The 26,956-nt window shown below is 57.2% G+C and carries 23 protein-coding genes; 8 read left to right on the forward strand and 15 right to left on the reverse strand.

The window, feature by feature from the left end; all coding sequences use genetic code 11:
- Window positions 1–5: 5 nt before the first annotated feature.
- The 5 genes from ACP90_RS14615 to ACP90_RS14635 are packed head-to-tail and all read left to right on the forward strand — an operon-like array spanning window position 6 to window position 3,668.
- Window positions 6–827 carry an ABC transporter permease subunit gene (locus ACP90_RS14615; RefSeq protein ID WP_062488743.1) on the forward strand — a complete coding sequence of 274 codons (822 nt, stop codon included), beginning with the start codon at window positions 6–8 and terminating at the stop codon, window positions 825–827.
- Window positions 824–1,666: an ATP-binding cassette domain-containing protein gene (locus ACP90_RS14620; protein WP_062488744.1), complete on the forward strand. Its 843-nt coding sequence runs from the start codon at window positions 824–826 to the stop codon at window positions 1,664–1,666. The genes ACP90_RS14615 and ACP90_RS14620 overlap by 4 nt, the downstream gene beginning before the upstream one ends.
- A gap of 10 nt (window positions 1,667–1,676) precedes the next feature.
- The gene (locus tag ACP90_RS14625; protein WP_062488745.1) at window positions 1,677–2,915 is read left to right on the forward strand and encodes an agmatinase family protein; all 1,239 of its coding nucleotides are present in this window, start codon (window positions 1,677–1,679) and stop codon (window positions 2,913–2,915) included.
- A gap of 4 nt (window positions 2,916–2,919) precedes the next feature.
- Window positions 2,920–3,438 (forward strand): hypothetical protein, encoded by a 519-nt coding sequence (locus tag ACP90_RS14630; RefSeq protein ID WP_082809743.1) that lies wholly within the window; start codon window positions 2,920–2,922, stop codon window positions 3,436–3,438.
- Window positions 3,435–3,668, forward strand: a complete 234-nt coding sequence (locus ACP90_RS14635) for a hypothetical protein (RefSeq protein ID WP_062488746.1) — start codon at window positions 3,435–3,437, stop codon at window positions 3,666–3,668. Before ACP90_RS14630 ends, ACP90_RS14635 begins: the two co-directional genes overlap by 4 nt.
- Window positions 3,669–3,711: 43 nt before the next feature.
- Here the strand turns inward: ACP90_RS14635 and ACP90_RS14640 are convergent, their stop codons facing one another.
- Entirely contained in the window at window positions 3,712–5,670 is a 1,959-nt protein-coding gene (locus ACP90_RS14640) for a GGDEF domain-containing phosphodiesterase (protein WP_082809744.1), read from the reverse strand.
- A gap of 470 nt (window positions 5,671–6,140) precedes the next feature.
- Here ACP90_RS14640 and ACP90_RS14645 point away from each other — a divergent pair, with 470 nt between their 5' ends.
- The gene (locus tag ACP90_RS14645) at window positions 6,141–7,790 is read left to right on the forward strand and encodes an alpha/beta-hydrolase family protein (RefSeq protein ID WP_062488748.1); all 1,650 of its coding nucleotides are present in this window, start codon (window positions 6,141–6,143) and stop codon (window positions 7,788–7,790) included.
- Window positions 7,791–7,812: 22 nt separating this feature from the next.
- Here ACP90_RS14645 and ACP90_RS14650 read toward each other — a convergent pair whose 3' ends face one another.
- The 12 genes from ACP90_RS14650 to ACP90_RS14705 form a co-directional block, all read right to left on the reverse strand.
- Window positions 7,813–8,661, reverse strand: coding sequence for a patatin-like phospholipase family protein (locus ACP90_RS14650; RefSeq protein ID WP_286145682.1), 849 nt, complete (start codon window positions 8,659–8,661; stop codon window positions 7,813–7,815).
- 343 nt (window positions 8,662–9,004) lie between these two features.
- Window positions 9,005–10,069: a BMP family ABC transporter substrate-binding protein gene (locus ACP90_RS14655; RefSeq protein ID WP_062488750.1), complete on the reverse strand. Its 1,065-nt coding sequence runs from the start codon at window positions 10,067–10,069 to the stop codon at window positions 9,005–9,007.
- A gap of 98 nt (window positions 10,070–10,167) precedes the next feature.
- Window positions 10,168–11,082, reverse strand: a complete 915-nt coding sequence (locus ACP90_RS14660; protein WP_022998630.1) for an ABC transporter permease — start codon at window positions 11,080–11,082, stop codon at window positions 10,168–10,170.
- On the reverse strand, window positions 11,075–12,163 hold the full coding sequence (locus ACP90_RS14665) for an ABC transporter permease (protein ID WP_062488751.1): 1,089 nt from the start codon (window positions 12,161–12,163) through the stop codon (window positions 11,075–11,077). Before ACP90_RS14665 ends, ACP90_RS14660 begins: the two co-directional genes overlap by 8 nt.
- Window positions 12,163–13,728: an ABC transporter ATP-binding protein gene (locus ACP90_RS14670; protein ID WP_062491649.1), complete on the reverse strand. Its 1,566-nt coding sequence runs from the start codon at window positions 13,726–13,728 to the stop codon at window positions 12,163–12,165. Before ACP90_RS14670 ends, ACP90_RS14665 begins: the two co-directional genes overlap by 1 nt.
- Before the next feature lie 42 nt (window positions 13,729–13,770).
- Window positions 13,771–14,784, reverse strand: a complete 1,014-nt coding sequence (xdhC, locus tag ACP90_RS14675; protein WP_062488752.1) for a xanthine dehydrogenase accessory protein XdhC — start codon at window positions 14,782–14,784, stop codon at window positions 13,771–13,773.
- On the reverse strand, window positions 14,784–17,120 hold the full coding sequence (gene xdhB / locus ACP90_RS14680) for a xanthine dehydrogenase molybdopterin binding subunit (RefSeq protein ID WP_062488753.1): 2,337 nt from the start codon (window positions 17,118–17,120) through the stop codon (window positions 14,784–14,786). The genes xdhC and xdhB overlap by 1 nt, the downstream gene beginning before the upstream one ends.
- Window positions 17,104–18,588, reverse strand: a complete 1,485-nt coding sequence (xdhA, locus tag ACP90_RS14685) for a xanthine dehydrogenase small subunit (RefSeq protein ID WP_062488754.1) — start codon at window positions 18,586–18,588, stop codon at window positions 17,104–17,106. The genes xdhB and xdhA overlap by 17 nt, the downstream gene beginning before the upstream one ends.
- 336 nt (window positions 18,589–18,924) lie before the next feature.
- Window positions 18,925–19,875, reverse strand: a complete 951-nt coding sequence (locus ACP90_RS14690) for a LysR family transcriptional regulator (protein ID WP_062488755.1) — start codon at window positions 19,873–19,875, stop codon at window positions 18,925–18,927.
- A 13-nt stretch (window positions 19,876–19,888) separates the two neighbouring features.
- Entirely contained in the window at window positions 19,889–20,866 is a 978-nt protein-coding gene (locus ACP90_RS14695) for a quinone oxidoreductase (RefSeq protein WP_062491650.1), read from the reverse strand.
- A 229-nt stretch (window positions 20,867–21,095) separates the two neighbouring features.
- Window positions 21,096–21,812: a CDP-alcohol phosphatidyltransferase family protein gene (locus ACP90_RS14700; protein WP_062488756.1), complete on the reverse strand. Its 717-nt coding sequence runs from the start codon at window positions 21,810–21,812 to the stop codon at window positions 21,096–21,098.
- Window positions 21,813–21,992: 180 nt separating this feature from the next.
- Window positions 21,993–22,928 (reverse strand): DUF2182 domain-containing protein, encoded by a 936-nt coding sequence (locus ACP90_RS14705; RefSeq protein WP_062488757.1) that lies wholly within the window; start codon window positions 22,926–22,928, stop codon window positions 21,993–21,995.
- Between the two features lie 178 nt (window positions 22,929–23,106).
- Here ACP90_RS14705 and ACP90_RS14710 point away from each other — a divergent pair, with 178 nt between their 5' ends.
- Window positions 23,107–24,309, forward strand: a complete 1,203-nt coding sequence (locus tag ACP90_RS14710; RefSeq protein ID WP_062488758.1) for a UbiH/UbiF family hydroxylase — start codon at window positions 23,107–23,109, stop codon at window positions 24,307–24,309.
- Between the two features lie 20 nt (window positions 24,310–24,329).
- On the opposite strand, the gene ACP90_RS14715 is transcribed toward ACP90_RS14710, so the two are convergent.
- Together ACP90_RS14715 and ACP90_RS14720 are read right to left on the reverse strand one after the other, a co-directional pair.
- A complete protein-coding gene (locus tag ACP90_RS14715; protein ID WP_062488759.1) occupies window positions 24,330–24,752 on the reverse strand; it encodes a DUF1801 domain-containing protein in 423 nt (140 codons plus the stop codon).
- A gap of 42 nt (window positions 24,753–24,794) precedes the next feature.
- On the reverse strand, window positions 24,795–25,751 hold the full coding sequence (locus ACP90_RS14720) for an AEC family transporter (RefSeq protein WP_062488760.1): 957 nt from the start codon (window positions 25,749–25,751) through the stop codon (window positions 24,795–24,797).
- A 225-nt stretch (window positions 25,752–25,976) separates the two neighbouring features.
- On the opposite strand from ACP90_RS14720, the gene ACP90_RS14725 reads away from it, so the two are divergent.
- Window positions 25,977–26,942: a lysophospholipid acyltransferase family protein gene (locus ACP90_RS14725; RefSeq protein ID WP_062488761.1), complete on the forward strand. Its 966-nt coding sequence runs from the start codon at window positions 25,977–25,979 to the stop codon at window positions 26,940–26,942.
- The last annotated feature ends 14 nt before the right edge of the window (window positions 26,943–26,956 follow it).

Here is a 26,956-nt window from a genome sequence, read left to right on the forward strand (position 1 = left end):
GTTTCATGCGTATCATCAACCGGAAACCTTCCCGGGTCACCGCCCTGGCGCTTGGGCTCCTGCCTTTCGTGCTGACATTGGTCGCCTACGCGATCGCCAGCCATTATCGGCGGCTCGACAATCCGGCGGACAAACTCCTCCCCTCCATCACCAGCATGGGAGAGGCCTTCTGGCGCATGGCGGCAGTGCCGGACCGGAGGTCGGGAGACCTTCTGCTCTGGTTGGATACTTTCGACAGTCTCTGGCGTCTCGGGACGGGGATGGCAGTGTCGACCCTTCTGGCGATCTCCCTTGGCATTGCAATCGGCTTCATTCCCCATATCCGCAGTGGACTGGCGCCTTATCTCGCGACATTCTCGCTGATCCCACCGATCACCATCCTGCCGATCCTGTTCATCACCTTCGGTCTTGGCGAACTCGCAAAAGTCGCCCTGATCGTGATCGGAACGGCACCAGTGATGATCCGTTCCACGGCCCAGGCGGTTCTGGACATTCCCCGAGAGATGATCATCAAGGCGGAAACACTTGGGGCCAGCGTCTGGCAAATGGTTACGCGGCTCGTGTTGCCACAGGTGCTTCCGCACCTGATCACCAGCCTGCGGCTCTCTCTCGTGCCAGCCTGGATCTTTCTGATTTCAGCCGAGGCCATCGCGTCCACTTCGGGGCTTGGATACCGGATTTTCCTGGTGCGTCGCTATCTCGCGATGGATGTGATCCTGCCTTACGTCGTCTGGATAACGCTGCTGGCGTTCCTGCTCGACAGAGCCTTGCTGCTGTTGTCCCGCCGCGCTTTTCGCTGGCACCATCTGGGAGGTGACGCGCTATGAATACTGCGTCCAAACTCTCGGTCCAGAACCTGGCAAAATTATACGACGGCGTGCCTGTTCTCGAACGGGTCAACCTGGAAGTCCAGACCGGGTCTTTTTGCACGATCGTTGGAGCATCCGGCTGCGGAAAATCGACTTTTCTGCGGATGCTGCTTTCCCAGGAACATCCAAGCCGTGGACAGATCCTCCTGGATGGCACTCGCTTGCCTCTTGAGCCGACACCCGATCGCGGGATCGTCTTCCAGAAATACTCGGTGTTTTCGCATCTGACCGTGGCTGAAAACCTCATCCTTGCGCAAGAGTTTGAAACGTCGCGCTGGACCGGGCGGCTTTTTGGCACTTCCCGCAAGGCGGCTTTTGAGTCGTCCGACGACCTGCTTGACAGGATCGGGCTGCGACCGGCGGCAAACAAATATCCGGCGCAGCTGTCCGGTGGCATGCAGCAACGTCTCGCGATTGCCCAGGCCTTGATCAAGAAGCCAAGCATCCTGCTGCTCGACGAGCCTTTCGGCGCACTAGACCCGGGTATCCGCGTCGACATGCATGAATTGCTTCTGGGGCTCTGGAAAGAGTTGTCCATGACGGTGTTCATGGTGACGCACGATATTCACGAGGCCTTCAAGCTCGGCACGCGTCTGCTGGTGTTCGACAAGATCCGCCACGACCCGCAGGCGCCACAGGCCTACGGCGCGACCATCACCTACGATCTGCCACTCAAATCGCCAACGGGAGCCTCCTTGCGGTCTCCAGAGGCCATCGCAGTTGCAATTGGCGCTCCACAGACAAACAAGCCCACTCCGTCTTTCCAAAGCATCCATACCCCAAACAATCAGGAATGAGGACCATCCCATGAGTTTCAATCGAGCCTCAGGCCCCAGGACGCACCATCTTGCCGCAGGTCAATTCACCCGAGACCCCAACCGAAGACAGCATCATCCTGACTTCGACAAACTGCAATTGCGAGGTTGGAAGGCCGCTGAAAAGGAAGGTGCCCTGCCCTCTGCCGCGTGGGAAAAGGAAAAAGCCTGGGCACTGCGAATGGGACTGACAGGATCGGCTAGTCTCACCGACAAATCGATCCCGACCTTTGCCCGTGGAGAACTGCCCCACTACGCGGGGATCAACACCTTCCTGAAGGCGCCCTACATCGAGGATGTGACAAAGGTCGGGGCTTATGATGCCGCCGTCATCGGCATCCCTTTCGATGGGGGGACCACTTACAGACCTGGCACACGGTTCGGGCCGCAAGGAGTTCGGAAGATATCCGCGCTCTACACGCCCTACAACTACGAGATGGGTGTCGATCTTCGGGAACAGATGACGCTTTGCGATGTCGGTGACATCTTCACCATTCCTGCCAATATCGAAAAGACGTTCGACCAGATTACGCGGGCGGTCTCGCACGTCGCATCGTCCGGAGCCTTGCCGATCATGATCGGCGGCGATCATTCAATCGGCTTTCCTTGCGTACGCGGGATTGCCCAGTGCACGTCCAAGCGCATTGGTATCGTGCATTTCGATCGGCATATCGACATTCAGGAAAAGGATCTGGATGAGCGGATGCATACGACGCCCTGGTTCCACGCGACAGATCTCGTCAACGTGCCGGCCGTCAATCTGGTTCAGATCGGTATCGGAGGGTGGCAGGTGCCGCGAGAAGGGGTGGAAGTTGCCCGGGAGCGGAACACCAACATCTTCACCATGCGCGATGTTGAGGAACTGGGATTAGCGGAAACGGCCGCACGGGCGCTGGAACTGGCATGGAAGGACGCAGATGCAGTCTATATCTCGTTCGATATCGATAGTGTCGACTGCGGCTTCGTGCCCGGTACCGGCTGGCCGGAGCCAGGTGGCTTTCTGCCGAGAGAGGCACTTGAGCTGGTGTCGCTGGTCGCGAAGGAAGGCATCTGCGGTCTGGAGGTCGTAGAAGTTTCACCACCTTACGATTGCTCCGACATCACAGCCCTTCTGGCAACTCGGGTGATTGTAGATGTTCTCGGGACCCTGGTTTCCCATGGAAAAATGGGTTCGCATAAATCCATCATCGACAAGCCGGTGTCCATTCCGGCCGGTCCGGACGTGGAGTAAGGCGATGGCGCGACATCATCACGGCCACGATCACCATGTTCACCACGATCATGAACATGGTCATCACCACCACCACCACCACCACACACATGACCACGATCACGGAGGTCTCGCGGGACATAATCACGTGGGCCCGGACCATCTGCATTCTCATGTTCATGGGGCTTCGCATGCGGACCGGGCCGAAGAACTGCAGGCACTTGCGGTGAGCTTCATCGACGGCTTTCGGGCTGCCGACGACAAGACCAGTTACCTGCGTCTTGCCGGCGTCCCGTTTCACCGCCCCGGTGCCGATGGTCTCATACAGCACCTTGTCGACGCAAAGATCGTCAGCAATTGGCAGGTCGGTACAGCCTCGCCGGCCTTTGCTTCCCGAGAACTCGTCTACATGAGTTTTCCAGGTTCAATGGTCCAAGCCCGGGAAACCATGACCTTCACCTTTGTATCCCTGTCGCAACGGTCAGACATTGACCTCATCGACATCCTCACCACTCGTCTGGCCCATGGAGATATCTCAGAATGAAACAGCTTTTGATGACGTCAATTCTTGCCTTGGCATCCACCCCTGCATTTGCACACCCTGGTGCGCACGATCATCTGACCGGTTGGCAAGGCGCAGGTGAGCATCTGCTTGGCTCGCCATTTCATCAGCTACTGCTTGTCGTGGCTGTCAGCGGGTTGGTTCTGGCCGTTTCCCTGGTCCGGAAATCGAAAAAGACCACGAGGAAACAGCCTGTAGAACGCAGGTCCTGAGGGTCTCTCTCGTTAAAGCGGGGCCTTGATACCTACCGAGGTGTCAGAGCCCCGCCAAAGTGCTTTTGGAATGATCCGAGAAGAACAGGGTCGTTATGTCGTCGATCGCCATCGGACCGCCGAACAGGTAGCCTTGGCCGATGGTGCAGCCGATATCAACCAGTACATCTCGTTGCTCGACTGTTTCGATGCCTTCGATCAAGACCTGAGAGCCCATGGTTTCGGCAATACCAAGGACCATCTTGAGAATATCGCGAATTTTCTTGTCCTTGACCGCCTTGGTGGCAAACGACCTGTCGATCTTGATTTCGTCCCAATCAAAGTCCGTCAGGTAAGACAGGGCGGAATAACCGACGCCAAAGTCATCCAGTGAAATGTCGATACCCAGTGATCGCAACTCAACGAGTGTCGTCTGAATGCGGCGCAGATCGCTCATCAGGGTTGTTTCGGTCACTTCCAGTTTCAGCCTGGAGGCTGGCAGACCGGTCCGACCGAGGCATTCGTCGAGCATTGCAACGACGTCGTCGCTCAGAATTTGCGCTACAGAAAGGTTGACCGACAGGCTCAGGTCCGATGGCAACAATTGTACTTCCGAACACGATGTCTCCAGAATCTTCCAGCCAAGCGAGACAATGTCGCCATTGCGTTCAGCGATCGGGATGAATTCCGAGGGTGAAATCCAGCCCAGTTCGGAATGGTACCAGCGTGCCAAAGCTTCCACGCCGAAAATCCGCCCGGTCATGAGATTGAACTGTGGCTGGAAGTGCGGAAGGCATTCGTTCGCCTCTATGGCGCGGGCAAGTGCGTTTTCGACGATTGTACGCCGTTCCATTTCCGCGCGCATGGCCGGTTGGTAGGTCACGACGCGGCGGCGGCTGTAGCTGACGGCATTACCAACCGCGAGATCCGCATTGCGAATGATGTCGGTGGCATCTCGCTCGACGGTAGTTGAATCCGCATAGCCGATAGCTGGTGAAATCAGGAAGGATCCGAGTGCCGTTGGGACCGGGCGCAGGAAGATGTCGTGGATCCGGTTTGCGACGACAGAAGCAGTCAGCCCAACCTCTTCATCACTTACAGTCATGAGGAGAAATCCCTTGCCACCTGAGCGGGCAAGGCAATTTACACCTTCCATCCGATCTACCGCGTGACGCAACAGGTCCGCAGTCGATGCCAGGATAGCTTCCTCCGTTACAAGACTGAACTTGTTGATGGCCGGCAGTCTGGACTCCAGATCGATGTTGAGAATGCTCAAGGTCTGATCAGGAGCAAGTGTATCGTGAGTAGAACGCACGATCTCTGCAAAGACACGGGAATTTACCAGGCCTGTAACACTGTCGTGGTCCAGCCGGTGCTCCAGAAGCCTGGTTTGCTCGCGAGTTGCCTCTGCCTGTCCTTGCAGCACCTGGCTGCGTTTGTTGGAGAACCAGATCCATCCAAGGCTGACCAGAAGGAAAACAACAACGAGCGCGTCTTGTACAATCTGGTGGAAATGAAAGCTCTTTCTCGCCGCCGACATTTGCTTGGCAGCTTCCTGGGTCACCATCTGATTGATTTGTTGAAGGGAACTTCCTATCCCCTGCAGGATGATCAGTGCATTGCTCACGGAGGTCTGGTCATCGAGCGTATCCAGGAACGGTTTCACCCGGTTGCTCGTACGAACGATGTGAACCAGTTTGTCCTGGATGTAGTCCGACGGCCCCACAATTTCGCTATAGGCGTCGCTGGGCCACGTTTCGAAGGCGTTTAGCAGTGCTTCGTAGGTTTTTCCGGCCTCTGCAGCATCTTCCGGGCTTTTCAAGGCACTGTACCGTGCAATCAGTTTTTCCAGGGCCGTAGTGTTAAAGCGCAGCGTGTCGTTGAGGACCGAACGTTCCAACTGATCCTTGTGAAGGTAGTCGGCTTGCGCGCTATAGAGCGAGTAGGCGTTTACACCGAGCAAAAGCGTAAGGGAGGCGCAAAGCGCCGGAAATCCTATTCGCAACAGTTTATCAAAAATCATTGGCTCAACCGCCCTGATGACAGATTACACCGCCCCAATTGGAGCTTATCGATAGTCCTCTCCGGCCCAATGTCTCTGTCACAGACGAACCGGTGCCCCCCGGCTTGCCATTTCCGGTATCAGCGGCAGGCCATCTACCTGCTGCGCTGGACCAGCGGTGGATTACGCCCGATTGTTAGCGCCGCAAACTTTCACGAAACTTGCGAGTAAAAAACGGTTGTAGACCCCGATCGCGGAAAGATCTTTCTGCCCTTCAATCCACGATGTAGGAATTTAGACCCGACAACGGTTAAGACCGTCTAAATGCCAAAAGACGCAACGTAAATTATGCTTGGTTTTGCGGTGGATAACGGGGATGGGCACAAGATTGCTGTCATGTTGCCATTGTTTACCCAAGGTTGTCTTGACGCGCTCATTCCAACACGAAATCCTGCAGCTGGATCATGAAATCGTGTTGGGAGCGGGTGCAAATGCCGATCTTAAGGACACTCCGAGATGGGCTTACGCCAACCGGGCTCATAGTAGCGGCCAGTTTCTTCGGTGCCGCACTGACGCCGTCGATGATGCCGAGGGAACCAATTGTACAAGCGACCCTCGCCGCCGTGGCAGCGACGTTTGGCTATGAGGTGACCCTTCTGGCAAGGAGTGTCTGGCGTTATCTGGAGTTGCCGGAGCCCAAGGGACGTTTGTGGACACTCTGGCTCCTTGCCGCTTGCGGTATCAGTCTTGCGATCATGGTCTACAGTCTGTCGAAAGCTGCCAGTTGGCAGAACGCGACCCGTGAAGCTGTTGGTTTGCCGCCGCTCGAGAGCGCAGCGCCGTTCTTCATCGTCACTGTTGGCGTGTTGATCGCACTTTGCTTGTGGCTGGTTTTCCGGGTTGCAGGTGCCTTGCGTAGAGCCGTCGCTGTTGTTCTGGACAAGATGCTTCCAAGGCGCGTTGGCGTGGTCCTGTCCATCGTTCTTGTTGGCTGGTTCCTGTGGGCACTTGTCGATGGAGCCCTTGTACGCAATGCGTTTCGTATGGCCGATACGTCTTTTCTGGCTGCAGACCTTCTGCTTGAGCCTGATATCGAAAAACCTGCAGATCCGGAAAAAACCGGCAGTACCCGGTCGCTGGTCAAATGGGAGGAGATGGGGCGTTGGGGCCGTCACTATGTCGCGACCGCTCCGACTGCAGCAGAGATTTCCGAATTCTGGCCGGATAATGCTGTTGATCCTATCAGGGTCTATGTTGGACGAAGGTCTGGTGACACCGCAGAAGAACGCGCCCAACTTGCTTTGCAGGAACTGATCCGTGTCGGGGGTTTCGACCGATCGGTACTTGTGGTCGTGGTACCACCCGGCACCGGTTGGATGGACCCGGGAGCTCACGACACAATCGATTTCATGCTTGGCGGTGATGTGGCGACGGTGGCTGTCCAATATTCCTATCTGACCAGTTTTCTGGCGCTGCTTGCCCATCCAGACTACGGGGTAGATCAGGCTCGAGCTCTTTTCAACGCGGTCTATGCGCACTGGACGCAGCTGCCCAAAGACAGTCGGCCGGAGCTTTATGTTCACGGGCTCAGCCAGGGGGCCTTCAACTCCCAGGCGACACTTCCCCTGTTCGACATGCTGGGTGACCCGATCCAGGGCGCTTTCTGGGCTGGGTCTCCTTTCTTCTCGCGCTATTGGTCGGAGGTCCGGGACCGGCGCAAGGCTGACAGTCCGGCATGGCGTCCGAACTATGGAAACGGCTCGCTTGTCCGGGTGATGGATCAATATGGCGGACTGGAGGGAAACTACGCACCCTGGGGCCCAATTCGTGCGGTGTTTCTGAATTATGGCAGCGACCCTATCGTGAACTTCACGTTCGATACGGGCTTCAGGCCGCCAGGCTGGATGGCCTCACCGCGTGCGCCGGATGTTTCAGAAAAACTGTCCTGGTTTCCCGTGGTGACAATGCTTCAGATTGCGCTGGATTCCATGTTTGCGCTGGATGTTCCCAGATACGGGCACTACTACATTGCGCCTGATTACATCGACGGATGGGCTGCAGTTGTCGATCCGGACGGCTGGTCACCAGAAAGAGCGGAGGCGCTGAAAAAGATATTCGAGCACCGTGATCCTGCGATCTAACGCCCGGAACCAATTGGTTCGACTATCGATTTTCCAGGAGGCTGGCCAGGCCACGCTTGAAGGTTTCTCCGGCTGGTTCTGCTGCTTTCACGATGTCCGCGACCTTGAAGAATTCCATGGTCTTGAAACGGCCGACTGGCGGTTCAATCAACAAATCAGGTTGATTGCAGGCCAATTTGGCGGCGACCAACGAGTGAAGGGTGATTGAGAACGAGCCGATCCAGGTTTCCAGGCCGGTTGGAAGCCCGCTTTTTCGCTCTTCGAAATTGCTGCCAGTGACATCGACGGCGACTGTCGGAATGCCATCGTCCTGAAAGACATCGAATGGTGTCGGGTTGACGAAGCCCCCGTCTATCAAAACCTGGCCGTCTATCCTGACAGGCGTCAAAAGCATGGGGAGAGCGGACGAGGCTGCAATTGCAGGCAGCAGGGGCCCCTCCTCCAGAACCACCTGCGACTGGGTGTAAAAATCCGTCGCAACGATCTTCATTGGCAGTTTCAAATCCGAGAACTGCTCGGCCAGGTCTTCAGGAAACACCGTTTCGAAAAGAACGATGGGATCGATAATCGCCGGACGGACAACATTGAAGAGCGACGACCAGGTTCGGCCATCCTTCAGAAACAGCTTTTGAAGCAATTGCGTTTTCTGGGTGAAGAGATCAACTGCAAACTGCCGGATCTCTCGACCGCTCATACCGCTGGCGTAAAAAGCACCCAGGATCGACCCCATTGATGTCCCGGCAATTTCGACGGGTTTGACACCAAGGTCATCCATCGCTTCCAGAATGGGAATGTGAGCGAATGCTTTTGCGGCTCCGCCACCAAGAGCCAGACGGAACCCCTGGGCAGAGCTGCGGCTGTCTTTCGTCATTTCTGCCTCTGGGGCGCTGCTGGCAGAGGCCAAGCGAGCCATGCTGCCAGATCCAGCAGCGGCCGCGGCGAGCATCAGTTCTCGTCTGCGGATCATTCGTCAAAGGTCCGTATCGTGTGGATTGCGGCGATCCATCCTGGATGGAAACGAAATTATAGTTTCGTTTGTAGAGGTGTCGATGTTGCGATTCAACGTTGCGGCGATTTCTGCGCAAGTCTTCAATCAGAACGATCGCGATCGGAAGCAGGTGCTTTACGCACAACAATCAGACAATCGGCCACCGGAATTGAAAACGGCCCGGAACCGTTGACTCCGGGCCGTCCTGGATAGGTGATAACCGCGATTATTGCGGCAGTTTGTCGTCGATACCCTGCACGTACCAGTTCATGCCGAGAATGGCTCCATCGTCGAGAGCGACGCCATCTTCAGCGGCAACCGAGCCGTCCTGCTTGGTGATCGGGCCAGTGAACGGCTCCCAACCGCCGGCGATCTTGGCTTCGGTTTCCTTGGCCATTGCAACGACATCATCCGGGAGATTGGTGTAAGGCGCCATCACGACGTGACCTTCGGCAAGGCCTGCCCAGGTGCTCTTGGGCTCCCAGGTGCCATCCATGACTTCCTGGATGCGCTCGATGTAGTACGGACCCCAATCGTCGATGATTGCCGTGTACTGGGCTTCCGGTGCGAACTGGATCATGTCGGATGCCTGACCGAAGCCATGCGCGCCACGTTCCTGTGCGACCTGAAGCGGTGCGGTGGAATCGGTGTGCTGCGTAATGACATCGGAACCCTGATCGATCAGCGCCTTTGCAGCGTCGGCTTCCTTGCCCGGATCGAACCAGGAATTGACCCAGACGACCTTCAGCTTGAAATCCGGGTTGACGGACTGAGCACCGAGCAGAAATGCATTGATGCCGGACACCACTTCCGGGATCGGGAACGAGGCGATGTAACCTGCGACGCCGGATTCGGACTGTTTGGCGGCAATCTGACCGATAATGTAACGGCCCTGGTGGAACTTGGAGTTATAGGTCGCGACGTTGTCGGCAGTCTTGTAGCCGGTCGCGTGTTCGAACTTCACATCCGGAAACTTCTTGGCGACCTTGATCGTCGGGTTCATGTAGCCGAAGGACGTGGTGAAGATGACATTGCAGCCTTCACGGGCGAAACGCTCGATCGCGCGCTCTGCATCCGGACCTTCCGGCACACTTTCAAGATATGCGGTTTCCAGCTTGTCGCCGAAATGCTTTTCCGCATCAAGACGGCCCTGGTCGTGCTGATAGGACCAACCGAAGTCACCAACTGGTCCAACGTAGATAAAGCAGGCTTTGACGTCTGCAGCGTTTGCGGCAGAGCCGGCAGCTGCGAAGGCAACGGCGGCAACGGTTGCTTTCAAAAGAGATTTCATCTGGTTCTTTCCCCTCTGTTTCGATCTCTCTGTTGCGATCTTGTCTAAGGCCAAGCCCCCGATCGCACCGGGGCCGGGCCGACCGGTGGCTGGGAGGCTTACCGGTCTGGAACGAATGGCTTGCCGAGACAGGCTGGCGTGTTGACGAGCGTCAGTCTGCGGTTTGCCGAAATGAGCACAAGCACCAAAATAGTCGCAAGGTACGGCAAGCTGGACAGCAGTTGGGACGGAATGTCCAGCTCAACTGCCTGGGCGTGGAGGTTCAGGACGCTGACTGCACCAAACAGATAGGCGCCAACAACCACGCGAAGCGGCAGCCAGGACGAGAACACGACCAATGCCAACGCAATCCAGCCTCGGCCTGCAGTCATGTTTTCAACCCACTGAGGCGTATAGGCAAGCGACATGTAGGCACCCGCAAGACCTGCACAGGCGCCGCCAAAAAGAACCGCTGCGAACCTGATGCGAATAACGGAATAACCAAGAGCGTGAGCCGACACGTGGTTGTCACCAACAGACCGAAGCACGAGGCCAAGCCGGGTCCGGAACAGGAAATAGGCAACTGCGATGACCAATGCGAAACTCACATAAACGAGCGCGTCCTGCTGGAAGAAGACAGGCCCGAAAAACGGAATGTCGGACAGTACAGGAATGTAGAGATCCGGCAGTTTAAGACCCGGAATGCCGATGAAGGCCTCCCCGATCAGGCCGGAGAAGCCGACGCCGAGAATGGTCAGGGCAAGACCGGTTGCCACCTGATTGGTTACCAGGACGAGCACCAGGAAGCCAAAAAGTGCCGACATGGCCATGCCGGCGGCAATTGCCGCAAAGACGCCGAGCGTCCCGGATCCGGTCTGATTGGCGACGGCGAATCCGACCACGGCCCCCATGATCATCATGCCTTCGACACCAAGGTTCAAAACACCGGAGCGTTCAACGACGAGTTCGCCGATCGCAGCAATCAACAGCGGTGTTGCCGCGGTGATAACAGTCAGGAGAACGGCTTCAAACATGGGAGACCTCCCCTGCCGAACCACGCCGGCTGACAAATCTGATGCGATAGAGGATGAGTGTGTCGCAGGCGAGCACGAAGAACAGCAGAAGGCCCTGAATGACACTGGCAATCTTGTTGGAGACACCCATCGCCGATTGCACCGCTTCGCCGCCGATATAGGACAATGCCAACACGAAACCCGCGACGATGATACCGAAGGGATTCAGCCTTCCCAGAAAGGCGACGATGATGGCTGTAAATCCATAGCCGGGAGAGATGGTCGGGAGGAGCTGGTTGAGTGCGCCGGACACTTCCATCGTGCCGGCAAGGCCTGCAAGACAACCGGCAATTGCGAAGGAAAACAGCGTCAGTTTCTTTGCAGAAAAACCGGCAAAGCTGCCTGCGCGAGGACTTTCGCCCATCACCCTGATCTCGAAACCCTTTATGGTCTTGCCGAGGACCACCGCAAGCACGACTGCGACGATCAACGTGATCGGGGCCGCATAGCTGAGTGACGTGCCGGGGACGGTGGACAAGGTGGCGGCGTCGGAGAAGAGCGCCGATTCCGGGAAGTTGTAACCGCCGGGATCCCGCCACGGTCCGCGAACCAGGTAGTCCAGCAGGAGACTGGCGACATAGACCAGCATGAGGCTGGTCAGGATTTCGTTGGTATTGAACCTGGTTTTCAATAGTGCCGGGATCAGGGCCCAGAGTGCCCCACCGATAGCGCCGAAAGCCATCATCAAGGGAAGCGTGGCAGCACTTTCGAAGTCCGGCATCAGAATGGGCAGAGCAGAGCCGAACAGCGCGCCGACGACGAACTGGCCTTCAGCACCGATGTTCCAGTTGTTCGACAGATAGCAAACCGACAAGCCGCAGGCGATCAGGATGAGCGGTGTTGCCTTGGCGATTGTCGCGTTGAGAGACCATTCTTGTGTCAGAGGTTCTATGAAGAACTTATACAATCCAAACAATGGGTTATGTCCGGATATTGAGAAAATGAGTCCGGCTGCGATTGCGGTCAGACCAACAGCGATCAACGGCGACAGCAGTGCCATCTTTCGGCTGTGCTCTTTTCTTTTCACGAGTTCGACGCGCATCAGGCAACCTCCCCTTGCGCTTCCGCGCCGCCTGCCATGAGCAGGCCGACCCGCTCGCGGTTCATGTCTGAAGTCGGCTCGGCCGCAGACAGATAGCCTCTGGAAATAACCGCAATCCGGTCGGCGATTTCGAATATTTCATCCAGGTCCTGGCTGATCACCAGCACCGCCGATCCGGAGCGGGCAAGGTCGATGAGTGCCTGCCGGATAAGAGCGGCGGCACCGGCATCGACACCCCACGTTGGCTGGTTCACGATCAGCACACCAGGTTTGCGGTCCAGCTCGCGGCCGACTACAAATTTCTGAAGATTGCCCCCTGAAAGCGAACGAGCTTCCGGATCGTCATGGGACATGCGCACGTCGAAGGACTTCTTGATGCGCTGTTCCATCTTGCCTGCATTGGCATTGGAGACGAAGAAACCACTGACCAGCTTGTCGCCGGTTCTGTGGCGCGTCAGAACGATGTTCTGCGATAGTTTCATGCCCGGTACGGCGCCGTGGCCGAGACGTTCTTCTGGCACGAAAGCCGCGTTCTGCCTGCGTCGCCAAGTAATGTTCCTGTTGCCGCAGGGCTTGCCGTCCAGAACGACCATGTCGGCTGCCACTGGCATTTCACCGGAGATCGCGTCGAAGAGCTCACCCTGGCCGTTGCCTGCAACGCCGGCGATCGCAACCACTTCACCGGCTCTGAGATCCAGCGAGACCTTGTTCAGCGCTGTTGCAAATGGCGTTGCGGCTTTTGCGGACAGGTTCTTCAGGGCAAGCCGGGTTTCGCCGATCTGCGGCTTTTGAGAGCTGGCGCTTACGGAGGCAACGTCGGCTCCCACCATCATGCTGGCCAGAGATGCCGGTGTTTCCTTGGTCGGGTCACATTCGCGCACCACCTGGCCATGCCGGAGGATCGTCGCGTGGTGACAAATGCGTTTGACCTCTTCCAGCCGATGGCTGATGTACAGAACGGCACAGCCTTCCTTGGCCAGGCGCTCCAGCGTCAGGAAGAGAAGATCCGCTTCCTGGGGCGTAAGCACCGATGTCGGTTCGTCCATGATGATCAGCTGCGGTTCCTGAAGCAGGCATCGCACAATCTCGATACGCTGGCGGATGCCGACCGGCAAGTCCGCGACAATGTCGTCCGGATTCAGGGGCAAGCCATAATCGCGCGACACGGATTGGATCCGATTGGCGAGTTCAGACATTCGCCCCGGATTTGGCAATGCCAACGCGATATTTTCAGCAACCGTCAAGGCTTCGAACAGCGAAAAATGCTGGAACACCATCCCGATGCCGAGTTCGCGAGCAGCTGCCGGGTTGCCGATGTCGACCCGTTGGCCCTGCCAGAGAATTTCACCGCCATCCGGCTCCAGTGAACCGTAGAACATTTTTACGAGGGTCGATTTGCCTGCGCCATTTTCGCCAAGGAGTGCATGTATTTCACCCTTGTTTATGACGAGATCGACCCTGTCGTTCGCCAGAATGTCGCCAAATCGTTTGGTCAGGCCCCGGGCATCGAGCAAAGTATCCTTTCCGGATCTGCTCTGCCGCGCCGTGCCGCCGTCCCCTGTCATCGTTTCTGTTTCTGCCACGCCGTCCCCCAAGCGAATGCCGCCTTATTGACCAAGTGTTAGTTTTTGTGCAAGCCCCCCGGCTGCAGCGGCCTGTTGATGATTTCCAGCTTCGTCCCGAACCAGCAGATCGACAGCTATTCCTGCAGCGATTGCAGCGGGTTGTTTTGATTTGACTGAAGTCACCCCGACGGGACAGACCATGTTTGCCGTCAAAGTGTCATTCAGCCCCCGGGCCTTCAGTCGTTTCAGGAAGCGCGCCCGCTTGGTTTTGGAGCCGATCACACCGCAATAGGCAAAGCGTTGTTGAAGCAAGGCACGTGCCATGATGTCTTCATCCAGGGCGTGCGAGTGGGTCATCGCCAGGACAAAGGCGCCATCAGGGGCTTGTTCAAGGCAGACAGCTAGATCAGGGTTTGAAACTTTCCGGACATTTCCCGGAACTGCAGCCGGAAACTGGTCCGCCCTGCTGTCGATCCATGTCACGCTGAAAGGCAGAGGTGCGAGCGCAAGGACAACAGCTTTTCCTACATGCCCTGCACCAAACAGATAAAGTTCGCGCCGCTTGCTGCCAAATTGCTCGATCAGCAGTTGCTTGCCCGTTTTTTGGTCAAGTTGAAGGAAGAAGCGGTTCGTTGAAACGTCCGGCAGCAGATCGCGTGTCTGCACCACACCGTTCACAATACTGGCCTCGGTGGAAAACTGCGTTCCGTCGTTTTCCCGAAGCGAGAGTGTCTGAGCCATTTCAAGCGATGACGTTGTCAGCACCTCGATGGCGATTTGCGTACGCCCACCGCAGCACTGACCGAGGTCCGGGCCAAGCGAGACATTGTGGAGCTCGAAGCTGGCCACGCCATCCAGGATAGCTTTGTGTGCACGGCGGATGGCTTCGAACTCAAGCGTGCCGCCACCAATCGTGCCATAAAATCCACCACCAGCCGTTACCACCATACGAGCACCGTCTTCGCGTGGTGTCGAGCCGTCGGCACGAGCAACGGTTACAAGTGCACAAGCGCCGTTTCGCTTCAAACAGTCGGCAATGTGCCCCCAGACCTTCATCAGGAGATCTTCCTCCGGCGCATATCCTGGACGGCTTTCATGATTGCCTCAGGTGTTGCCGGTGCGTCCAGATTGGGAACAACTCCCGGGCTAAGGCTCGCGACGGCATCATTGATCGCGCAAAACACTGCATTGGCCAACATGACAGGCGGTTCGCCAACGGCCTTGGACCGGTAAACGGTTGCCTGAGGGTTGCCGCTGCCTTCATAGAGACGGACGTTGAATTCCTCTGGAATGTCGGATGCTGTCGGGATCTTGTAGGTCGAGGGAGCGTGGGTACGAAGGCGCCCCTTTTCGTCCCAGACCAGTTCTTCGGTGGTAAGCCACCCCATCCCCTGAACAAAGCCACCTTCGATCTGCCCCAGGTCAATCGCAGGGTTCAGCGAATGGCCGACATCGTGAAGAATATCCACCCGGTCGACGGTCATCTCGCCGGTCATCGTATCGATTGTCACCTCGGCGCATGCGCCGCCAAAGGCAAAGTAATAGAAGGGGCGCCCGGTAGCGCTTTCTCTCTCCCACGTTATCCCTGGCGTTGCGTAATAACCTGCGTGTGAAAGCTGAATACGTGCCATGTGCGCCAGCTTGGCGACTTCCGAAAGGGCAAAGCTCTGGTCACCGACAACCACCTTGTTATCGCCGAAGAAGATTGCTTCCGGTCCGCATTGATGCAGTTCGCACAGGAAGGTTATCAGTCGGTTCTTGATTTCCTTCGCCGCCAGCTTGGCGGCCATGGCGTTGAGGTCTGTCCCGGAAGATGCAGCCGTTGGGCCCGTGTTGGGAACCTTTGAGGTGTTGGTGGCGGTGATGCGTACCTTGTTCAGGCTGACACCGAATTCCTCCGCAACAACCTGCGCAACTTTCTGATACAGCCCCTGGCCCATCTCGGTGCCACCATGGTTCAGGTGAATCGAACCGTCGGTATAAAGATGAACGAGCGCACCGGCCTGGTTGAGATGTTTCAGCGTGAAGGAAATGCCGAACTTAACCGGTGTCAGGGCCAGTCCCTTTTTCAGAACAGCGTTGTTTTCGTTGAAGAAGCGCACATCATCACGTCGTGCCCAATAGTCTGAACTCTCTTCCAATTGGGCGATCAGGTCATGCATGACCTGAAACTCTTCCACCGGCATGCCGAAAGGCGTCAGGTTCCGTTCTCCGTCATAGAAATTCAGCTTGCGAATTTCGAGCGGGTCCTTGTCGAGACTGATCGCGATCGCATCGATCATACGTTCGGCAGCGAGCATGCCTTGCGGTCCACCGAACCCGCGGAATGCGGTGTTGGAGCAGGTGTCCGTGCGCAAGCGCCGGGAGCGGATGAGTGCATCCGGGTAGAAGTAGCTCGAATCGGCATGAAAAAGAGTCCGGTCGTTCACGCCAAGAGACAGGTCGACCGAGTAGCCGCAACGGGCCAGGAATTCCATGTCGACAGCACGGATGCGACCTTCGCTATCGTGGCCGACCTGCCAGTTGACCTTAAAGTCGTGTCGCTTGCCGGTCATGATCATGTCGTCGTCGCGGTCGAGGCGGATCTTGCAGGTTCGGCCCGTGTGACTGGCTGCGACGGACGCCAGGGCAGCCCATTGGTTCGCCTGCGATTCCTTGCCGCCGAAACCACCTCCCATGCGGCGAACCTCAGCCGTGACAGCGGCATCGGGCACTCCAAGCACCTTGGCAACCGTGTGCTGAATTTCGGTCGGGTGCTGGGTCGAGGAATACACCAGCATGCCGCCGTCTTCCTGTGGCTGGGCCATTGCGACCTGGCCTTCCAGGTAAAAATGCTCCTGTCCGCCGATTTTCATGCTGCCAGTGAGGATTTCCTCGGCTGCGTTCATGCCGGTTTCAGGCGAACCACGCCGGAACTGATAATCAGGAAGCACTGTGGTGTCGGCGTCGACAGCGTCTTCAGCCGTCAGGATGGGGGTGATCGGTGCAATATCGATCTTTGCCTTCAACGCCGCTTTGCGCGCCAGGTCTCTTGTTTCGCCGACGACGGCGAAGGCGACCTGCCCGTAAAACAGGATTTCATCCTCGGCGAAAACGGGATCATCGCCAAAGGCGGATGAACAGTCATTCTTTCCTGGGACATCCTTCGCGGTCAGGACGGCAACCACACCAGGTGAAGCCTGGACCTCTTCAAGATCCATTGCCAGGATCCTGCCCCTGACAGCCTGCCTGGACCAGCCGGGCACCACGTGAAGCGTGCCAACGGGTTCGACCATGTCGTCGATATAGGTCGCCGTACCGGAAACGTGTTTAGCCGCGCTGTCATGCGGCAACGCCTTGCGGACATGTTTCAGGGGTGTTGTCAGGTCATTGGGGTCAAGCTGCGCGGTCATGGCCTGCCTCCCGCTTGGCAAGCACACGGAGTTCTTCCGGTGCGGTGCCGCTGACCTCCATAAGGGTCTTTGCGAGCAACGCCCGCGCCGTTTCCATTCGGTACTCGGCACTTGCGCGCATATCTGTCAGTGGCGTGTAATCGGACAGCAATGCCTGCATGGCAGCGCCCCAGGTGGACGGATCGTCCAGCGAAGCTCCTTTCAAGGCAGCTTCCGCACCGGTTGCCCGTTTCGGTGTTCCTGCCATGCCGCCAAAGGCGATCCGGGCATCCGTAACCATGCCTTCTCCATCCACAGTCAGGCGGAATGCTCCCATGACGGATGAGATGTCCTGATCGAAGCGCTTGGTGATCTTGTAGCAACGGAAAGCCTGATTTGCAGAAAGCCGGGGCACGAAGAGACCGGTGACGAACTCTCCCGGTCTGCGATCCTGCTTGCCATAGTCGATGAAAAACTCCTCCAGCGGCAACGCCCTTGAGCCTTCTGCGGAATGCAGTTCCAGAGTTGTTCCCAGAGCGATCAATGCAGGGGGCGTGTCGCCGATCGGCGAGCCATTGGCGATGTTGCCACCGACTGTTCCCGAGGCGCGAACCTGCTTCGAGCCGATCCGGCGCCAGAGTTCACCCAGGTTTGATGAAATGCCGGTCATGGCTTCTTCGGTCGCGGCATAAGTAGCCGTTGCGCCGATCAGCACTCCGGACGGACTGTCTTCCACACGGTCGAGGCCCTCTATTCGGCCAAGCCAAATCATCTTGGGCAAGTCGCGCAGATGCTTCGTGATCCACAGACCGACATCTGTCGCCCCGGCAACGAGGGTCGCATTGGGGTGCTGGCCGTAAAGAGCTGCCAAACCGTCAAGCGTTGCCGGCGAGGAAAAGAAGCAGTCGCTATTTCCGATGTAGACATCGCTGCTGTCGGACAATTGTCGCAACTGTTCCCGCGTTTCATGAGCACGCCAGGAAAAAGCATCGTCTGCTGCATCAAAACAAGAGTCCAACGCCGCGTCGATAATCGGCCTATAGCCGGTGCACCGACAAAGGTTTCCAGCCAGCCATTCGGTTACGGTCTTGCGTGATTTTTCCGCCCCTGCGTCATGATAAAGCGTGAAAAGCGTCATGATGAAGCCGGGTGTACAGAACCCGCATTGTGAGCCATGCATCTCGACCATCGCGGCCTGAACCGGGTGGAGCCTCGTATCGTCGGAGAGGTCTTCGACAGTCACCAGTTCAGCGCCATCAATCATGCCGAGCAACTGGATGCAGCTGTTCACGGGTTGATAGACCAACTTGCCGTCGATCAATCGGCCAAGGGCGACGGTGCAGGCCCCGCAGTCACCCTCGCCGCAGCCTTCCTTCGTTCCGGTTTCGCGGCGGCGGAGGCGCAAGTAATCGAGAACGGTTTCCGTTGGACCGACATTCGCAAGTTCAACGATTTCACCACCCTTGAGGAAACGGATCGTGTCACGCATGGGCCTGCTTCCCCATGTTAGCCAAAACCGGACCGGAGACATCTGATGCGTAACAGTTTGAACACTCCGCATGCATTGGGAGCATTGCATCACGAGCCGCAAAATGGTGGTCATGGAGTACCCGGTGCGAAGCATACTGACCAGGTGCCCTACCCATGCTCCACAGCCTGCTCAGCAGGCCGCTTTCGGGCCCTACCAGGGCTGTATTCAGATCGTGCGTAGGCAAACGCCCCATCAGTTTTCTCCCTCGCACGGCGCATTGCCGCAAAACTGTCACAAAAAATGTGCCTTAAAAAAACATGGAACCAAAGCGCTCATTTGAGACCGCAATGTTGCCTATTTGGCATCAAGAGCTGTAAGTTGGTCCCTCAAAGCGAACACGGCATGGTCGAAAAACATGCCCGGCGCAAGCGCAAGAGCACGCAGAGACGACGTTACCACACAGAGTCGGTCGGCCTGAAGCGGCGTATCGGACAAAGGTTTGAAGATCAGGAAACCGTTGGCAAGGTCGTCTTCGCAACCGATCATCGTCTGAAAGCCAATTACCTGTTCCTCCCTGGCGAGGGCTCGCATCAGCCTGAGCGAATTGGCTTCCACATATGTGCGCGAAGCGCCGGGTATCCGGCTTCGAACGATGTCCAGGCGGGTGCGCAGTGACAGTCCTTCTGCGGGCAGCGCCACCGGATATTTCAGGCAGTCTTGCAGTCCAAGTGTTTTCGCTCCGGCCAACGGATGATCCGGACGCATGAGTGCTCCGATCACGAGATCATGGTGAAAGGCGGTTGTGAGCGCCGAGGTCTCCGGCGGGTCGAAAGTGAAGCCGACATCCGCTTCAGCCGCCTCCACCTTTCGGGCGGCTTCTCTGGATGAGGAAATCGAGACATTCACGTGAATGCCGGGATAGCTCTTGCGAAACGTGCTGATGACCGCCGGGAGGAGCTTTTCGGCAACGCTTTCGACGCTTGCAATCGAAACCGTACCGCGTCGCAGTCCCTTCAAGGCGTCGAGTTCGGCAACCGTACCTTCGAAATCGGAATAGGTGCGCCGGATATGTGCCAGCAGCAACTCTCCGGCTTGCGACAGACGCAGGCGCCGGCCGACACGGTCAAACAACTGCAGTCCTAGCGCCTCTTCCAGCCAGAGAACCTGCCGGTTTATGGCTGATGATGCCACGTTGAGCTCCCGGGACGCGGCGCGGATCGAGCCGGCCTCGGCGACGGCCAGAAAATAGCGCATCGCCGGGCTGTAAAGATTTCGAGAAAGATCCTGTGCTCGTCCGGACCGCATGAAATTCCTGCTCTTAGGGGATCAGGACCGTGGTGCCGGTAGTCTTGCGCCCTTCAAGGTCCTGATGCGCCTGGACGGCATCGGCAAGCCTGTATTCCTGGTTGACGCCGATCTTGACGATGCCTTTCTGGACGACATCAAACAATTCGCCCGCGGTCGCTTCCAGCGCTTCGCGGCTTGCGATGTAGCTGAACAGCGTCGGCCGGGTTGCGAACAGAGAGCCTTTCTGGGCAAGGAGCGCCAGGTTGAAGTCGGCAATCGGCCCGGAGGACTGACCGAAAGTGACCCAAAGACCTCTCGGTTTCAGGCAGTCGAGCGATCCGGGATAGGTGTCCTTGCCGACGCTGTCATAAACAACGTCGCAGCCCTTGCCGCCGGTTATATCCTTTACCCTGTCGACAAAGTTTTCAGTCCGGTAGTTGATCACGTGCTGGTAGCCATGTGCCTTTGCAAGTTCGACTTTTGCTTCCGAACCGGCCGTGCCGATGACAGTGGCGCCGAGATGTGCCGCCCATTGACCGGCAATCAGGCCGACGCCTCCGGCAGCAGCGTGAAACAGCAGTGTCGTGTCCGGGCCAACGGAATAGGTCTGGCGCAGAAGATACTGTGCCGTCATGCCCTTCAGCATCATGCCGGCAGCAGTCTTGTCATCAATCCCGTCTGGCAGGACGACAAGACGGTCAGCGGGCACGATTCTTTCCTGCGCGTAGGCACCGAGCGGGCCAACATAGGCAACACGGTCGCCGGGGTTGAGATGTGTCACGCCCTCACCGACCGTCTGCACGACCCCTGCCCCCTCGTTGCCGGGGCTGAACGGCACGCCGGCAGGGGCTGGATAGAGACCAGAGCGGAAATAGGTATCAATGAAATTGAGGCCGACTGCCGTATGGCGGATGCGCGCCTCACCTGGGCCGGGCTCACCGACTTCGATATGTTCCCAGCGCATGACATCCGGTCCACCGGTTTCGTGTACGCAGATTGCTTGAACCATGACTTTATCCCCGGGGTGATGGGCCGAGACCGATTTGGTCTTGCGGCAATTGAAGTTGGCAAGACCATAAATGATTTCAATGCCATCGGAAAAGGTCATTCAGAAGCATAAATGGCATCAAGCGTTCGTGATGTTTCCTTCCGGTCAGCGCTTCAAAAGAAAGCGCGGCACAACACCGGCGCCTTGTTTCGCGCCAGTGCCGAAACTGGATTTTGAATGCAGGGAAAGGTCAGTCGACCCTGTCGAGCAATTGCTGAACAGCAGAGACCAGCAGCAGATAGAAGCTGGCTGCCGTGAATGCCCAAGCGAGCGGGCCGTTCAAAACCATACCATCCAGAATTGCGTAGGCGGCCAATCCCATCCAGAGCAGTGTCACCGGCAAGGTAATCATGCGCCAGCGACGCACGCGGACAGGATGGACAAAGCGGACCGGTGCGAACGTCAATGCGCAGCACAAGAGCACGAACATGATCGTGAAGCTTTGAGATGGCGACAGAACCATGAGGCCGAAAACGACCATGTTCCATCCAGCAGGAAAACCCTTGAAGGAGCCGTCGGGTGTCTTCATGCCGTTGTCGGCAAAATAAAGAGCGCCGGTAAAGACCACGAGCCCGCCACAAATCCAGTTCCAAGGGCTTGTCAGCATCAAGCTCCAGGAAAGCGCGAAAGCGGGAAGAAACACGTAAGTGGCGTAGTCGATCACGAAATCCAGCGAGGCACCGGACCAGCGAGGCAGACGCTCTGCAATCTTGTAACGGCGCGCCAGCGGGCCATCGATGCCATCGATGAAAAATGCCAGTCCAAGCCAGGCGAACATCTCCGCCCAGTTTTCACGCGCACCTGCCAAGAGGGCAATAAGAGCGATCGGAGCACCGGAAGCCGTCAGGATATGGATCAGGAACAGAGCGGGCTCAGTCCTCTCTTTACCTGGTGTAATATCCGCCACGGGGTTCCCTCACTTTATGATCTGAACGCAGTAAACTGGTGCATTTGCGTTCTGAGATGTGTGCGGTTCACGATTGACCCGCTGGCCCATGGATCACACACTGACGCTGATACGGTCCTTTATTGCAATCGTATGACAGTGTGAACCTAAAAAACAGTCCCCGCACCAATAGCAGTGAATTTAGGTTGCCGCATTTCCCAAAAGGATGAGGGAAACGAGGATACCTGCACAGACCAGCAGAACAGCCCCGATGGCAGGCGGCAGAATGCGGCTCGGGAACGTTTTTTCAATGGCCATCAACGCGCCGAGCAACGCGATCCAGACGATGTTCATCAGGCCGACCGCGAACATGACAGTCATTACCGCCCAGCAGCAGCCAAGGCACACCCAGCCCTGCACCAGTCCTTCCCGCAAGCCCGACATCGCTCCCGGCCCCGCATCGTTACCGGCAAACACCCAGCGCGGATACCAGCAGCGCCGGAGACAGGCTTTCTTGGAGGGAGTGAACTGATACAAACCCGCGGCAAAGAGGACCGATGTCGTCAGAGCCATGCTTGCAGGTGCCATCATATCCGTCATGGCGCCTGCCCGGGACAAAGCCCATTGCGCCGCGGTTGCTGCAACCGCATAGCCAAGCCAGACCGCCAGATAGCCGAACATTGCGGTGATAACGAGAAGTACCGGCGTTGCCGTACCGCTGAACTGCGCCGAAATTTCGGTGTAATAGGTCCGAAGCATCGGCACGGCCGTAGGCAACATCATGGCAAGGGCCATCATTGCCCACATCAGGAAGATCTTCACAAGATCAACCGTCGTCATGTCCGCACCTGGCATTCCGAATGTTGCGCTGGACGGCAGGCAAAGAACCGCAAGTGCGGCCCGCGCTTCCGCAGGCAAACCTGCGAACTGGTTGAAACTGTTGAGAATCACCATGCCGGGTCCGGCTTCGCTCATATCCATGACCGGTACCATGTCGGCAACCATTGCAATCAGATATGCCCAGCCGGCGGCGGCTAGTATCGAGACCAGCACAAGCACTAGCGGCCAGCCACGCATGTTTTGTTCCGGCTTGGTGGAACCGGCCTGATTGGAAGGTGTGCGGGTCAAACTCGTCATTTCGGCCTTAAGGTGGCGTGTTGGTCCGGGGGCTTGAGACGTCTTAGCGGATTAGTCGAAGCAGGCATTTGATCTTACTCATGGTCGACCTTGAATGCCCTGCGTGTATTCGTCCCGTTGATTTTGAGCCCGCAAACAGCAATTTAGATCTCAAGATCAAATCAGATGGAATTTTACCATGTCCAGCAGCCACGCGCCGGAACAGTTTGACATTGCAATCGTCGGCGGAGGGCCATCCGGGCGAATTGCTGCTCTTGCTCTGGCCCAGCAGGGACTGTCCTGCGTCCTGATTGCCCCCTCAATGGAAATAAAGGATGGCCGGACAACCGCGCTGTGGCAGCGTTCCATCGATCTGTTGCGCGATATTGGCGTCTGGTCGGACATAGAAGGCAACGCCGCATCCTTGAAGAAGATGCGCATGATCGACAGCACGGGGCGGCTTTTTCGTGCACCTGAAGTGGTCTTCGACAGTTCTGAACTTGGCCTCGAAGAGTTTGGTTTCAATATCTTGAACAGTGAACTTAACGCGGTACTTGAAAAATTTTGTGCTGCGCAATCCGGACTGGAAGAGATTTCGGACACCGTTGAGAATGCCGAGTTCGGAGACGAACACGCTACTCTCGTCACCCGCGAGGGTCGCACGATTTTTGCCAAATTGGCCGTAGCCGCAGATGGCCGCCGGTCAACACTGCGTGAAGCGGCAGGGATTGAAGTTAAAAGCTGGTCGTATCCGCAGGTGGCTGTTGTTCTGAACCTTGAGCACCGGCTTCCACACCAGCAGGTCTCGACCGAATTCCATACTGCGACTGGTCCGTTCACATTGGTACCTCTCCCCGGCAGACAGTCGTCACTTGTTTGCGTGGAAACTGCAGACGGTGCTGCAGATCTGTTGGCGATGACGGAGGAGGACCTGGAAGCGGAACTCGAACGGCGGGCACATTCGATACTGGGTCGTTTCAAACTGTCTACGAAACCACAAAGTTTTCCGCTTTCAGGACTGACTGCCACTTCCCTGGTTCGGCCGCGTCTGGCGCTTGTGGGCGAGACCGCGCATGTCTTTCCGCCCATTGGCGCGCAGGGTCTGAACCTGTCGTTGCGTGATATCCGGGACCTCATCTCCGTCGTGGCATCGGCGGTGCGCGCGCACGCCGACTTTGGTGGCAAGACCGTTTTGAGTGCTTATGAGAAGAAACGGTTCAGCGATATCCGGACACGGACAAACGCGGTGGACATGCTGAACAGATCACTGCTGACAGGCTTTCTGCCGGTCCAGGCTGCGCGAAGCGCGGGCATGTATCTGGCCGGCAAGATTGGTCCGTTGCGGCGCCTGCTCATGCGGGAAGGCATTGCACCGGGAACCGCGTTTCAATTGCATCGATAGACAGCTTTTTGGTGCTGCTTTCAAACACGTGACCGTGCTGCTGATCGCTTGGCGCTGTGATACGTCAGAGCCATGGCGATCATCTGGCGGAGTGCATCTTCTGGCAACGGCCGACCTTGACTGAAGTGAACGCTTCTATCGCCGCCAAAGACGAGTTCCGGGAACATTGTGCGCCAGTCAGACACCAGTGAAGATTGACAATTGACATAGAGAGCAACGTCCCCTGCCCCGGAATTGTCCCGGTCTATCCGGATTGTCGTTCCGGTATTCGGGCGCTTCGTCAGATAGCTGGCCTGACCCCATTTCAAGGTTTCTTCCAGTTCTCCGATATCGTCGCGCTGCGTTGCCGTCTCGGTGATCAGTGACCTGATGGTCAGCAGTCTTTCGCGGATATCCGGCGGGTAACTTTCGAATATCGCAAGGACTTCCGGATTGTCTTTCACCACAAGCCCTCTTGTTGATACCGGGATGTCTGGTTTGATCTTCTAGCCACCGGTTGGAAGGAAACCGCTCGTCAATGCCCAGATGAAACCGGTAACGGTGACGATCGACAAGGCCGTTCCTATCAGGACGAAGCTCGACGCCCGCTGAACATACGTCCCATATTGCTGCGCTATAACAAAGACGTTTGTCGCCGGCGGCAGGCAGGACATCAGAACCGCGGTCGCGATCCAGTTGGGATCGAAGCCGCCAAGCCATGTCAGGAGCAGAAAAATCAGGATCGGGTGCAACAGCAACTTCACACCCAGCACCAGCGGCAGTTCCAGCGGTATCCGACCGATCGGACGAAGCGCAATGCTTACGCCCATGGCAAAGAGGGCGCAAGGTGCTGCCGCGTTGCTGAGATAGCGCAGAAGCGTATCTATCGCTTGAGGTGGCTTGATCTCCAGCGCGGCGGCGAAGACGCCGGCAATCGTAGCCAGGATGAACGGATGGGTGAAGATCCTGACCACAATCTTCTTCAAGGTCCCAAGGATCGATTCTTCTTCGGTACCGGCCAATGCCATCATCAGCGGCGCCAGAATGAACATCAGTGCATTGTCAAAGGCCAGAATGAGCGCGGTCGGTACGGTTGCCTGCTCACCCAGAACAGCCAGCGTCAACCCCGGCCCCATGTAACCGATGTTGGAATAGGCGCCGGCAATGCCCAGGATCGTGGATTCGCCGATGTTGCCGCGTGTTGCGACCACACCTATGCAGAAGGAGATCGCGAACACGATGTAGGTCGTGAAGGTCGTGGCGGTAATGTAGGACGCATTTGCGAGTTCTTCGATCGGTGTCTCAGACAACAGACGGAAGAAGAGCGCCGGAAGGGCCAGGTAGATCACGAAGAAGTTCATCCAGCTCAGGCCTGCCTCGGGCAGGTTCTTGATCTTGCCGGCACCGAAGCCGAGAAGGATCAGTCCGAAAAACGGAAGAGCCAGTGAAATGACGTTCTGCATTCAAATACCAAAGATGAAGACGACGCGTTGTATCGCGGTTGGTTGGGTTTGAAGGCGCTTGCATCTTGCGCCTGGCTTGGATATGGACGCGTGACTTGGAGGTCACCTCGGTGATCCGCATTCCAATCAGGTCTGAGGGCGCATCGCAAGGCCCCAATCAGTCGGACAAGGTCGGAAGTGCCCTCTTTTCAGGACGGGCGGACAACATGAAAGCATTCGGTCGTAATGTCCCGCAAAAAAAAGCATCGTAAACACCCGAAGCTCACAGCTGTGCAAAACCGGGTGGAAGGCTTTGCGCTGACGTTGGCCATCTGGCTGTTCCGCCTGATCCCCGTAGACGTTGCCTCCTATGTCATGGGCGCCTTCTGGCGTCGGCTGGCACCGTTCAATCCCAGACACAAGCGTGCTCTGCGCCACTTGAAGAAGGCCTTTCCGGGCATGCGGCGCGCGGAACGAGAACTGATTGTGCGTGGGATGTGGGAGAACCTCGGCCGCGTGGCAGCCGAAACATTCCACATCGACCGACTTCTGAAACAGGACTACCGGTTTGAAGCAGTTGCGGATGAAATCACCGGACAGGTTCTGAACGGCGAGCGTGCCTGTTTGTTCGTTTCATTTCACAGTGCAAACTGGGAATTGTGTGTTCAGCCCGCCGTCCGGCGCGGTATCGAGATAACGGGCGTCTATCAGGCTCTGCGCAATCCGGAGGCCGACAAGGCCCTGCAGGCGCTGAGGAAAGACCTATACAAAGGCGGTCTTTTGTCGAAAAGCCACCAGACAGCTCGCAAGATCCTGGCGACCCTGAAAAGCGGCGGTATCGTCGCGATGATGGGAGATCTCAGGGAAACGCGCGGTGTGCAAGTGCCCTTTTTCGACCAGATGGCATACGCCACGCCAGTCCCGGCTTCGCTCGCCCGGTCCTGCAACGTGCCAATTGTTCTCGGCCGGGTCGTACGCAAGAAAGGTGTGCATTTCCGGATTGTGGCCCAGGCCGTCGAAGTGCCTGTAACGGATGACAGGCAGGCGGATATCGAGGTCGCAACAGCAAGGATCCACGCAATTTTCGAAAGTTGGATCCGCGAACACCCCGAACAATGGATGTGGATCCACAAGAAGTGGGCACCTCCAGGTAAAACGTCTGCCCAGAAGCAGGCCCGGCGTGCAGCAGCGGCTCGCCCGGAAGACGATTAAGCCTGTTCTCCTTT

This window comes from Labrenzia sp. CP4 (genome assembly GCF_001579905.1).
Lineage (GTDB): Bacteria > Pseudomonadota > Alphaproteobacteria > Rhizobiales > Stappiaceae > Roseibium > Roseibium algicola.

Excerpts from the sequence above, each read along its gene's own strand:
- ACP90_RS14710 (WP_062488758.1), top strand. The coding sequence starts at position 23,107 with ATGTCCAGCAGCCACGCGCCGGAACAGTTTGACATTGCAATCGTCGGC.
- ACP90_RS14650 (WP_286145682.1), bottom strand. The coding sequence starts at position 8,661 with ATGACGAAAGACAGCCGCAGCTCTGCCCAGGGGTTCCGTCTGGCTCTT.
- ACP90_RS14660 (WP_022998630.1), bottom strand. The coding sequence starts at position 11,082 with ATGTTTGAAGCCGTTCTCCTGACTGTTATCACCGCGGCAACACCGCTG.
- ACP90_RS14670 (WP_062491649.1), bottom strand. The coding sequence starts at position 13,728 with ATGACAGGGGACGGCGGCACGGCGCGGCAGAGCAGATCCGGAAAGGAT.
- ACP90_RS14620 (WP_062488744.1), top strand. The coding sequence starts at position 824 with ATGAATACTGCGTCCAAACTCTCGGTCCAGAACCTGGCAAAATTATAC.
- ACP90_RS14625 (WP_062488745.1), top strand. The coding sequence starts at position 1,677 with ATGAGTTTCAATCGAGCCTCAGGCCCCAGGACGCACCATCTTGCCGCA.
- ACP90_RS14655 (WP_062488750.1), bottom strand. The coding sequence starts at position 10,069 with ATGAAATCTCTTTTGAAAGCAACCGTTGCCGCCGTTGCCTTCGCAGCT.
- xdhB (WP_062488753.1), bottom strand. The coding sequence starts at position 17,120 with ATGACCGCGCAGCTTGACCCCAATGACCTGACAACACCCCTGAAACAT.
- ACP90_RS14725 (WP_062488761.1), top strand. The coding sequence starts at position 25,977 with ATGTCCCGCAAAAAAAAGCATCGTAAACACCCGAAGCTCACAGCTGTG.
- ACP90_RS14720 (WP_062488760.1), bottom strand. The coding sequence starts at position 25,751 with ATGCAGAACGTCATTTCACTGGCTCTTCCGTTTTTCGGACTGATCCTT.
- ACP90_RS14695 (WP_062491650.1), bottom strand. The coding sequence starts at position 20,866 with ATGGTTCAAGCAATCTGCGTACACGAAACCGGTGGACCGGATGTCATG.
- xdhC (WP_062488752.1), bottom strand. The coding sequence starts at position 14,784 with ATGAAGGTCTGGGGGCACATTGCCGACTGTTTGAAGCGAAACGGCGCT.
- ACP90_RS14690 (WP_062488755.1), bottom strand. The coding sequence starts at position 19,875 with ATGCGGTCCGGACGAGCACAGGATCTTTCTCGAAATCTTTACAGCCCG.
- ACP90_RS14615 (WP_062488743.1), top strand. The coding sequence starts at position 6 with ATGCGTATCATCAACCGGAAACCTTCCCGGGTCACCGCCCTGGCGCTT.
- ACP90_RS14640 (WP_082809744.1), bottom strand. The coding sequence starts at position 5,670 with ATGATTTTTGATAAACTGTTGCGAATAGGATTTCCGGCGCTTTGCGCC.
- ACP90_RS14635 (WP_062488746.1), top strand. The coding sequence starts at position 3,435 with ATGAAACAGCTTTTGATGACGTCAATTCTTGCCTTGGCATCCACCCCT.
- ACP90_RS14705 (WP_062488757.1), bottom strand. The coding sequence starts at position 22,928 with ATGACGAGTTTGACCCGCACACCTTCCAATCAGGCCGGTTCCACCAAG.
- ACP90_RS14645 (WP_062488748.1), top strand. The coding sequence starts at position 6,141 with ATGCCGATCTTAAGGACACTCCGAGATGGGCTTACGCCAACCGGGCTC.
- ACP90_RS14665 (WP_062488751.1), bottom strand. The coding sequence starts at position 12,163 with ATGCGCGTCGAACTCGTGAAAAGAAAAGAGCACAGCCGAAAGATGGCA.
- xdhA (WP_062488754.1), bottom strand. The coding sequence starts at position 18,588 with ATGCGTGACACGATCCGTTTCCTCAAGGGTGGTGAAATCGTTGAACTT.
- ACP90_RS14630 (WP_082809743.1), top strand. The coding sequence starts at position 2,920 with ATGGCGCGACATCATCACGGCCACGATCACCATGTTCACCACGATCAT.